At 59.2% G+C, this 9,099-nt stretch carries 8 protein-coding genes and 2 pseudogenes; 5 read left to right on the forward strand and 5 right to left on the reverse strand.

What is annotated here, in order from left to right:
* A pseudogene (locus HCU66_RS26280) lies at positions 1-227 on the forward strand (transporter suffix domain-containing protein); the annotation flags it as partial.
* 18 nt (positions 228-245) lie between these two features.
* Here HCU66_RS26280 and HCU66_RS26285 read toward each other — a convergent pair.
* On the reverse strand, positions 246-878 hold the full coding sequence (locus tag HCU66_RS26285; protein WP_205891294.1) for a response regulator: 633 nt from the start codon (positions 876-878) through the stop codon (positions 246-248).
* A 14-nt stretch (positions 879-892) separates the two neighbouring features.
* Positions 893-2,257: a cache domain-containing protein gene (locus HCU66_RS26290; protein ID WP_205891295.1), complete on the reverse strand. Its 1,365-nt coding sequence runs from the start codon at positions 2,255-2,257 to the stop codon at positions 893-895.
* A 376-nt stretch (positions 2,258-2,633) separates the two neighbouring features.
* On the opposite strand from HCU66_RS26290, the gene HCU66_RS26295 reads away from it, so the two are divergent.
* Together HCU66_RS26295 and HCU66_RS26300 are read left to right on the forward strand one after the other, a co-directional pair.
* Positions 2,634-4,691, forward strand: coding sequence for a carbon starvation CstA family protein (locus HCU66_RS26295; protein WP_205891296.1), 2,058 nt, complete (start codon positions 2,634-2,636; stop codon positions 4,689-4,691).
* Between the two features lie 14 nt (positions 4,692-4,705).
* Entirely contained in the window at positions 4,706-4,903 is a 198-nt protein-coding gene (locus tag HCU66_RS26300; RefSeq protein WP_205891297.1) for a YbdD/YjiX family protein, read from the forward strand.
* A gap of 65 nt (positions 4,904-4,968) precedes the next feature.
* On the opposite strand, the gene HCU66_RS26305 is transcribed toward HCU66_RS26300, so the two are convergent.
* The gene (locus HCU66_RS26305; protein WP_205891298.1) at positions 4,969-5,433 is read right to left on the reverse strand and encodes a YMGG-like glycine zipper-containing protein; all 465 of its coding nucleotides are present in this window, start codon (positions 5,431-5,433) and stop codon (positions 4,969-4,971) included.
* Positions 5,434-5,767: 334 nt separating this feature from the next.
* Here HCU66_RS26305 and ppk2 point away from each other — a divergent pair, with 334 nt between their 5' ends.
* Positions 5,768-6,586 (forward strand): polyphosphate kinase 2, encoded by an 819-nt coding sequence (ppk2, locus tag HCU66_RS26310; protein WP_205891299.1) that lies wholly within the window; start codon positions 5,768-5,770, stop codon positions 6,584-6,586.
* A gap of 39 nt (positions 6,587-6,625) precedes the next feature.
* Positions 6,626-8,389 (forward strand): SulP family inorganic anion transporter, encoded by a 1,764-nt coding sequence (locus HCU66_RS26315; RefSeq protein ID WP_205891300.1) that lies wholly within the window; start codon positions 6,626-6,628, stop codon positions 8,387-8,389.
* An 82-nt stretch (positions 8,390-8,471) separates the two neighbouring features.
* Here the strand turns inward: HCU66_RS26315 and HCU66_RS26320 are convergent, their stop codons facing one another.
* Together HCU66_RS26320 and HCU66_RS26325 are read right to left on the reverse strand one after the other, a co-directional pair.
* A complete protein-coding gene (locus HCU66_RS26320; protein ID WP_205891301.1) occupies positions 8,472-8,834 on the reverse strand; it encodes a DUF5064 family protein in 363 nt (120 codons plus the stop codon).
* 12 nt (positions 8,835-8,846) lie between these two features.
* Positions 8,847-9,099: pseudogene (locus HCU66_RS26325) on the reverse strand (carbamate kinase); the annotation flags it as partial.

Genomic DNA, 9,099 nt, shown 5'->3' on the forward strand with positions numbered 1-9,099 from the left:
GCCATCGGATTGGCCTGGTGATGTTTTGCCTGCCGCTGATCTCATCGTTTCTCGAACCCTATGTGGACACGTTGTGGCCGGGGCTCAGACCGAACCTCTGGCAGGTCCAGGCGCTGGGCGATGCCCTGTTGATCGGCAGCTTTTTCGTGCTGGGGGGTAATTTCTGGGACAAGGTGCGCGCCTTGTTTATCCGTACTGCACGTGTGGTGAATACGAGTGCGGTGTAAGTTGTGAAAGCAGCACTGCTAACGGGAAATGATCCCGTGATCGATCGCGTATTTCACGAGGGCGGCGGGTTTGTCGATGTTGAGTTTGCGGCGGATGCTCAGGCGATGGGTTTCTACGGTCCGGACGCTAATGTCCAGTTCGCGGGCCATTTCCTTGTTGTTCAGCCCCTGAGCCATCTTGTACAACACCTGGCTTTCACGGGGTGTCAGTTCGTTGTCGGTACTTTTGTCGGCGATGAGCCGCTGGGCGATTTCGGCACTGTAGAACGTCCCGCCACTGACGATGGCTTCGATCGCCGCAATGATTTCCCGTGAGGGCGCGTTCTTGAGCACATAGCCGCTGGCGCCCGAGCGAACCGATTCACTGACGTATTCATAATTGTCGTACATGCTCAGCACCAGCACTTTGAGCGACGGGTACTGGCTGCGTAACAGCCGGGTCAGCTCGAGCCCGTTGATGTCCTTCAGGCTGATGTCGACCAGCAGCAGATCCGGCTGGCAGCGCCCGACCATCTCAATGGCATCGACGCCATTCTCGGCTTCGCCCACCACTTCCAGCGGCGCCATGACCGCCAGCAGCGATTTGATTCCGTCACGGACCAGGGAGTGATCGTCGACCAGGGCGACGCGGATCGGGTAGGGCAGGTTCATCGCGGGCATTCACTCTAATTGTTATGGGGTGAGTCTGGTTTCATCGGCAGCAGCACGTCCAGCTCACTTCTTCCCGGCATCGAGGTCAGGTCGAATCGTCCGCCAAAATGCTCGACACGTTCGCGGATGTTGCGCAGGCCGATGCCCGCGTGACGACGTTCGACCTGGGCGACGTTGAAGCCGATACCGTCATCGATCACGGTCAACCGTACGGATTTTTCAGAGCCGTGCAAGGTAATGATGACGTGTTTTGCCTGTGCATGGCGTTCGATATTGGTCAGGCCTTCTTGCACAATGCGAAACAGCGCGGCGGCGGCGCCATCGGCCAGGTGACAGTCGAATTCGTTATCGTTGAAGGTCACGACCAGACCGCTGCGCTGCTCGAACTCGGCGGCAAGTTGACCGATCGCCGCCGGCAGACCGAGGGTGTCGAGCAGCGACGAGCGCAGGTCGTGGGAGAGGCTGCGAACCTCGCCAATCGCGTCCCCCAGGCGCTCGGTGGCGTCTCTTAAAATGCTCAAGCCCTTGTCTTGGCCGTTCTCCAGTACATGGCTGGCCAGTTCGAACTGAAACTTGATAGACACCAGTAGCTGGCTGATGCCGTCGTGCAGCTCCCGGGAAACCCGTGACCGTTCTTCCTCCTGCAAGCTGACGATGCGCTGGGTCAGGCGCTGCAATTTTTTGTCGGCCAGACGATGCTCGCTGACGTTCAGCGTCATGCCGCTGGCGAACACAAACAACACCGCCACCAGGGCCACCACGGCAATCGCCAGCATGGTTGTGCGGATGCCCTGAGCCACTTCGGCACGTGCTTGCTGGGTCGCGCGTTCCACGTCCTCAAGGTAGATGCCGGTGCCGAGCATCCAGCCCCAACGATCGAGCATCACGACGTAGGCGAGCTTGTCGGTCACTTGGCCGGAGGAGGGTTTGTTCCAGGCGTAGCGTTGAAAGCCTTCGCCGGATGTCGCGCTTTTGAGCAACGCCTGGATCACTGGCAGACCGTGAGGGTCGGTCATGTCCCACAGGTATTGGCCCACCAGTTCTGACTGGCGCGCGTGCATCAGGCTGCGGCCCTCGCGGTCGTAGACGAAGAAGTAGCCATTGATGCCAAAGCTGAGTTTGCGCAGTTCTTCCAGCACTTGTTGCTGGGCGCGCTCATCACCCCGGCCGTCGTCATACAGGGGCGCGATCAGGCTTTGCGCCATTTCTACGTAGTTTTTCAGCTCTGCGCGCTTGCTGGCCAGAATGCTGTCTTCGATCAGTTGCGCCTGTTGATCACCCAGTTGGCGGTTCAGCGAAATCACCAGCGCGCAGATGACCGCGATCGCCAACACCAGCGGCAGAATCCCGAGCGCGACGATTTTGTGTTTGAGCTGCATCTCTACTCCTGGCCAGACCGAGGGAGGGCGAAGGCCGGCATCATATGCCAAAGATACGCNTGCATCTCTACTCCTGGCCAGACCGAGGGAGGGCGAAGGCCGGCATCATATGCCAAAGATACGCCCTGTAGGAGCGAGCTTGCTCGCGAATGCGGTACATCAGGCGACACCGATGTTGAATGACAGATCGCATTCGCGAGCAAGCTCGCTCCTACAGGGGGGCAGCGTTGTCTACGTAGAACTACGTAGACACCGCGTACGTAGTAACGCGGATTTATTTGTCGACAGCATGCGTGGATATTGGGCCCGCTCCGCACAGCGGACACAATTATAATAATTACCGCCGCAGTCACTGGCTGTCGGCAGGAGACACGCTATGCCCCGTCTGGCTAAACACCTCGCCTGGTTTGCCGTGGCTGTCCTGGGAGCGTTTGCGCTGAGTGTCGTGGCCCTGCGCCGCGGCGAGGCCATCAACGCCCTCTGGATCGTAGTCGCAGCCGTCGCTATTTATCTCGTCGCATACCGCTATTACAGCCTGTTCATCGCCACCAAGGTGATGCAACTCGACCCCAATCGAGCCACTCCCGCCGTACTCAACAACGATGGTCTGGACTACGTCCCGACCAACAAACACGTGCTCTTCGGTCACCACTTCGCGGCCATCGCCGGCGCGGGGCCGCTGGTCGGCCCGGTCTTGGCGGCGCAGATGGGCTATCTGCCCGGTACGTTGTGGCTGATTGCCGGCGTGGTGCTGGCCGGTGCGGTTCAGGACTTTATGGTGCTGTTCCTGTCCACCCGCCGCAACGGCCGCTCCCTGGGCGACATGGTCCGTGAAGAAATGGGCCGCATCCCCGGGACCATCGCGCTGTTCGGTTGTTTCCTGATCATGATCATCATCCTCGCGGTGCTGGCGCTGATCGTGGTCAAGGCCCTGGCCGAAAGCCCGTGGGGGATGTTCACGGTGATGGCGACGCTCCCAATCGCGATGTTCATGGGCATCTACATGCGCTACATCCGTCCGGGCCGCATCGGTGAAATCTCGGTGATCGGCGTGGCGTTGCTGCTGGGCTCGATCTGGCTGGGCGGGCAGATTGCCGCCGACCCGGTGTGGGCCAAAGCCTTTACCTTCACTGGCATCCAGATCACCTGGATGCTGATCGGCTACGGGTTCGTGGCGGCAGTCCTGCCGGTGTGGCTGATTCTGGCGCCGCGTGACTATCTGTCGACCTTCCTCAAGATCGGCACCATCGTCGCGCTGGCGATCGGCATTCTGGTCACCATGCCCGAGCTGAAAATGCCGGCATTGACCCAGTTCATCGACGGCACCGGGCCGGTGTGGAAAGGCGGTCTGTTCCCGTTCCTGTTCATCACCATCGCCTGTGGCGCGGTGTCCGGTTTCCATGCGCTGATTTCCTCCGGCACCACGCCGAAGCTGCTCGCCAGCGAAGGCCATGCCCGTTACATCGGTTACGGTGGCATGCTGATGGAGTCCTTCGTGGCGATCATGGCGATGGTGGCCGCTTCGGTGATCGAGCCGGGTGTCTACTTTGCGATGAACAGCCCGGCGGCCCTTGTCGGCTCTGATGCTGTTTCGGTTGCTCAGACCGTCAGCAGTTGGGGTTTTGCCATTACCCCGCAAGCCCTGCAAGCGGTGGCCAAAGACATCGGTGAAACCACCATCCTGGCCCGTGCCGGTGGTGCGCCGACCCTGGCGGTGGGTATCGCGCAGATCCTGCACCACGTACTGCCGGGTGAAAACACCATGGCGTTCTGGTACCACTTTGCGATCTTGTTCGAAGCGCTGTTCATCCTGACGGCGGTGGATGCCGGTACTCGTGCCGGGCGTTTCATGCTGCAGGACTTGCTCGGTTCCTTCGTCCCGGCGCTCAAACGCACCGAATCCTGGACTGCCAACCTGATCGCCACCGCCGGTTGCGTGGCAATGTGGGGTTACTTGCTGTACCAGGGCGTGATCGACCCGCTGGGTGGCATTAACACCTTGTGGCCGCTGTTCGGTATCTCCAACCAGATGCTGGCCGGTATTGCGCTGATGCTGGCGACCGTTGTGCTGATCAAAATGAAACGCCAGCGCTACGTGTGGGTGACCATGCTGCCAGCCGTTTGGTTGCTGATCTGCACCACCACCGCAGGCTTCATCAAGCTGTTCGACGCCAACCCGGCGATCGGTTTCCTGGCGCTGGCGAAGAAATACAGCGATGCGTTGGCCAACGGGCAGATCCTCGCGCCGGCCAAGAGCATCGAGCAGATGCAACATGTGATCTACAACGCCTACACCAACGCGACGCTGACCGTGCTGTTCCTGCTGGTGGTGTTCAGCATTCTGTTCTTTGCACTCAAGGTCGGCGTTGCTGCCTGGGGCACCAAAGAGCGCACGGATAAAGAAGCGCCATTCCAGGCGTTGCCGGATGCTTGATCGAGGAGGGCAGCATGTTCAATGACCTGAGTCGCCTCGGTAAATACCTCGGTCAGGCTGCACGCCTGATGGTCGGCATGCCCGACTACGACACCTACGTCGAGCATATGCAAACCAAACATCCGGACAAGCCGCTGATGGACTACGAGGCGTTCTTTCGGGAACGCCAGGAGGCTCGTTACGGCAGCAAGGCGGGGCCGAAGTGCTGTTGACCCGACGGCCAGGTTGACGCAATCCCTGTAGGAGCAGGCAAGCTGCTCCCATATGGATTGGATGATTATGGTGTGACCTGATAACCCCGCTGCTGCATACAACTGGTGTAGGCGGAAGAAGTGGCGGCGGCATTCTGCTCCGCACTTCGGCGGTCTTCACGACGATCCTGACGTTGCCGTGATCCGCCGACGACCGCGCCGGCCACCGCAGCATCCTTGGCTTTGTTCTGCCGATATTGTTGTTTGACATCGTCGTCAACCCGGTCGGCCACTTCGTCATACTGACGCCCCCGCGCGCCGGCCACCGCAGCGCCCGCTACGGCACCCGTAGCGGCGCCACGGACACGCCCACCAGATTGTGGGCTCGTGTTGGTGCCAGACGTGCTGCCAGCCTGAGCCTGGCATGAGGCAATGTCTTGCTGGATGATTTCGGAGGTTTGGCCTTTGAGCGGCGTTATGGTCTGGGCAGTAGCGCAGAGGCAGACCGCGCAGAGCATTGTGGCGGTGCAAGATGAGAAGGACGTTTTCATAGAGACTCCACTGCTAGCAAGGTGCTTTGGAGTGACGGCTTTCGCAACGACGCTGGTGAAAGCTGCGCGAATTACCCATAAAAATATGTGCGCTTCATGGACGGGCTGATCGGACTGGGTAAGACCAACCATTAAACTTTAGCTCACCGGCTCGACGTGCTTGCCACCTCTTATCCGATTCTCAAACACTCGACTCAAGTCATTTCAAATCAATCCCTGCCGATGCTGCCGGGCCATCGCTTGCGCGACCCCACGATGGTCGAATCATGTTCTAGACTCACCGAATTGCTAATGGCGTTAAACGTCAAGAGCAGCCACTTGTGAGGTCTTTTCAATGGCGAAGGACAAGAAGAAAGCCCCTAAAAATTCCGCAGTCAGCCCGAAGCTGAGTAACAAGGATTACCTTGCGCAGTTGCGTAAATTGCATGTTGAACTGGTCAAGTTGCAGGAATGGGTAAAATACAAGGGCATCAAAGTCTGTATTGTCTTCGAGGGACGCGACGGTGCCGGCAAGGGCGGGACAATCAAAGCGCTGACCGAGCGGGTGAGCCCGCGGGTTTTTCGAGTGGTGGCGTTACCTGCGCCAACTGATCGAGAGAAGAGCCAGATGTATCTGCAGCGCTACTTGCCGTACCTGCCCGCGGCGGGCGAGGTGGTGATCTTCGATCGCAGTTGGTACAACCGTGCGGGCGTCGAACGTGTGATGGGCTTCTGCACCGACGAGCAGGTGACCGCTTTCCTGAAGGCTGTTCCCCTGGTGGAACGTGCAATCGTCGATTCGGGCATTATTCTCCTCAAGTACTGGCTGGAAGTCAGTGAGGAGGAGCAAACCCGCCGGCTCGAGGCGCGGATAGAGGATGGACGCAAAATCTGGAAACTGTCGCCCATGGATCTGAAGTCATACAGCCGCTGGTATGACTACTCACGTGCACGTGACGACATGTTCACCATGACCGATACCGAACATGGTCCTTGGCTTGTGGCCAACTCGAACGACAAGCGGCGGGCCCGCCTCAATATCATTGCCGATTTACTCAGCCGCATTCCTTACAAGGATATACCGCGCGAGAAAGTGATATTGCCCAAGCGCCAGAAGGCAGCCGGTTATCGCGAACCGGATTATCCGCTGCGGCGAATTCCCGAAAAATTCTGACGGATTGCTGAGCGAGTCTTCGCCAAGGGCTGCATTGCCATGAGTCATTCGGATATTTTGCCGCCCGTCCCTGAACCGGGACGGATTGCGCACCGCAAGTCGAGCGACGGCCAGTCCCGCTGGGACCGCTGGCTCCCGGGACTGCGTACCTTGCGCGGATACCAGATGATCTGGTTGCGGCACGACCTCGTGGCCGGGCTGGTGCTGACCACGATGCTGGTCCCCGTCGGCATCGCCTATGCGGTGGCATCGGGTGTTCCCGGCATCTATGGACTCTACGCCACGATCGTTCCATTGCTCGCTTATGCGCTGTTCGGTCCCAGCCGGATTCTGGTGCTCGGGCCGGACTCTTCGCTGGCGGCCGTCATCCTGGCCGTCGTCTTGCCACTGTCCGGCGGCGATCCGCATCGAGCAATCGCCCTCGCGGGCATGATGGCGATCGTCTCGGGGGCGGTGTGCATCCTGGCTGGCATCGCGCGTCTGGGCTTCATTACCGAGCTGCTTTCCAAACCGATCCGCTACGGATACATGAACGGGATCGCGCTGGTGGTATTGATCAGCCAACTGCCCAAGTTTTTCGGTTTTTCAATCGAAACCGACGGGCCGCTGAGAAATTTATGGGCGATCGCTACAGCTGTGATGGATGGGAAAACCAACTGGGCCGCGCTCATGGTGGGCGCAGGCACTCTGGCGGTGATCCTGCTACTCAAGGGCAAAAAACGCGTGCCGGGTATCCTGATCGCCGTGGCAGGCGCGACTGTTGCCGTTGGTGTACTGGACCTTGCAGCGCGCGCCGGGGTGTCAGTCCTGGGATCGCTCCCGCAGGGGCTGCCAGCATTCGCCATTCCCTGGATCACGAGGGCTGATATCGTTCCCGTCCTGATTGGTGGTTGCGCCGTTGCCCTCGTTTCATTCGCCGACACCAGCGTGCTCTCTCGTGTCTATGCGGCGCGGACTCGTACGTATGTGGACCCGAACCAGGAAATGGTCGGGCTCGGCATTGCCAACCTGGCCGCCGGGCTTTTCCAGGGCTTTCCCATCAGTAGCAGTTCATCTCGTACCCCCGTGGCCGAGGCCGCAGGCGCCAAAACCCAATTGACCGGTGTCGTCGGCGCAATTTCCGTTGCCTTATTGCTGATGGTGGCGCCGAACCTGTTGCAGGACTTGCCCACCAGCGCATTGGCGGCAGTGGTGATCGCATCCGCCATCGGCCTGATCGAAGTGACCGACCTGCGACGAATCTATCGCATCCAGCGCTGGGAATTCTGGTTGTCGATCGTCTGCACTGTCGGCGTGGCCGTGCTGGGCGCGATCGAGGGCATCGGCCTGGCCATCGTGATCGCCGTCATCGAGTTTTTGTGGGATGGCTGGCGCCCGTACTCGGCGGTTCTGGGCAACCCGGAAGAGATCCGGGGTTACCACGACATCAAGCGCTATCCCGACGCGCGCCTTATCCCCGGCCTGGTCTTGTTTCGCTGGGATGCACCTTTGTTTTTCGCCAATGCCGAGCTGTTCAATGATCGGATATTGGACGCTGTGGCGACATCGCCTACGCCTGTGCGTTGGCTGGTTGTTGCGGCGGAACCGGTTACCAGCGTTGACGTAACTTCTGCCGATATGCTGGCTGAGCTCGACGAAACCTTGCATGGGGTGGGGATCAAGTTGTGCGTGGCCGAGATGAAGGACCCGGTCAAGGACAAGCTAAAGCGATTCGGGCTTTTCGCGCGGCTTGGCGAATCGGCGTTTTTTCCAACGATAGACGATGCGGTCGAAAGTTATCTCGTGATTCATCCAGTGGATTAGCCCGCGCCAATGAGCTTCACAGCCAGGATCTCCCGGGAAAGCAAAGCGTTCGTGGACGCTCGGCTTTCACAGGAGAATGGGCTTATTCAAAATGTTCGGGGTTGACCGGGTCACCCGATTTCATATCCAGCTGGATCCGCACGTCTTCGAAAATCTTGTCGTAGTATTTGTGATTCGAACCGAGGCTGCTTTGCGCCTTGGAGATGCCGTGCCGCTCAAGAATCTTCGTGACATTGCTGGCAAAGTTGCAGGCTTGTTCCTTGGGTAAATAGAACGATTCATTCAACGTCTTGCCCTCGATCGAGCCATTCAGCTTGAAGAGCATCCCTTTGCCCTGCTTGGGATCCTTTACAACCTCATAGAGGATGTGCAAATCGTAGCTGACATCGTTCTTGTGCAGTGCGTGGCGCTCGATGTGCAGATCCCCGGGGGTGAACGTTGCCATTGCCGTCTCTCCTCACAAATAAGTAATGCCAGGCTTTTCGGTGCTGATACGGGTGCCGGCTGTGCCCTGGACGATCGCTTCGATGTCCGCGAGTGAACCGATCACCGCGACTTTTCCAGTATGGCGGGCGAACTCGCAGGCTGCCTGGACCTTTGGTCCCATGGAGCCAGCGGCGAAGCCGAGTTTCTCTATTTCATCCGGGTGGGCCTGGGCGATGGCTTTCTGGGTGGGTTGGCCGAAATCGATGAACGCCGCATTGACGTCA

The organism is Pseudomonas frederiksbergensis (assembly GCF_017114915.1).
GTDB lineage: Bacteria > Pseudomonadota > Gammaproteobacteria > Pseudomonadales > Pseudomonadaceae > Aquipseudomonas > Aquipseudomonas frederiksbergensis_I.